Genomic DNA, 864 nt, shown 5'->3' on the forward strand with positions numbered 1-864 from the left:
TTCCCCGACGTGCTTTCCGCAGCGTCACCGCTGCGGCCTCATTGAAGCATCACATACGTGACGATGACCGACGCTTACGCGCGCGGCTTTCCGCAGCGTCACCGCTGCGGCCTCATTGAAGCACCAAGAGAAGCACCCTCACCCACTGCGTCTTCATCCATGCTTTCCGCAGCGTCACCGCTGCGGCCTCATTGAAGCGATGCAACACAGTACCAGCCTCTCGGAACCTTTGAGCTTTCCGCAGCGTCACCGCTGCGGCCTCATTGAAGCGTGTGCCAGCCAGGGTCGATGCCGATCGGCACCTCGGTCGCTTTCCGCAGCGTCACCGCTGCGGCCTCATTGAGGCGTCTCGAACGACAGCACCCGCCCCTATCTGTCGGCGTGAGGCCGAAGGACGTGAAATGGACCCCGATTTTGGGACCAAGGCGTAAGTTGGAAGTCGGCGGCTCCGTTTGGTAGACGGAGCAGGCGATGACGAAGAGAACGAGACGGAAGATCGACGCGGGGCTGAAAGCGAAGATTGCGCTGGAGGCGATCCGCGAGCAGGCGACGGTGGCCGACCTGGCGCAGCGCTACGAGGTCCATCCCAACCAGATCTACGCCTGGAAGAAGCAGCTCCTGGACAATGCGGCGCGGGCGTTCGATCCGAGTGCGGGTGCGGACGCCGAGAAGCTCGCGCAGCGGACGGTCGACGATCTCTACGCGAAGATCGGCCAGCTGACGGTGGAGCGGGATTTTTTAGCCAGGAGGTCCGGCAGATGAGCGCGGCGGACCGGCGAGGAATGCTCGATCGCGGCGATGAGACGCTGTCGATCCGGCGGCAATGTGCATTGGTCGGGGTGGCGCGGTCGAGCGTCTATCGGC

1 protein-coding gene is annotated in these 864 nt (G+C 63.7%); it reads left to right on the top strand.

The genetic code is table 11. From position 1 onward, the window contains the following. Positions 1 to 471: 471 nt before the first annotated feature. Entirely contained in the window at positions 472 to 762 is a 291-nt protein-coding gene (locus A33M_RS21485; RefSeq protein WP_008391941.1) for a transposase, read from the top strand. The last annotated feature ends 102 nt before the right edge of the window (positions 763 to 864 follow it).

The sequence above is a fragment of the Rhodovulum sp. PH10 genome, from assembly GCF_000293785.1.
Lineage (GTDB): Bacteria > Pseudomonadota > Alphaproteobacteria > Rhizobiales > Xanthobacteraceae > Rhodoplanes.

Excerpts from the sequence above, each read along its gene's own strand:
- A33M_RS21485 (WP_008391941.1), top strand. The coding sequence starts at position 472 with ATGACGAAGAGAACGAGACGGAAGATCGACGCGGGGCTGAAAGCGAAG.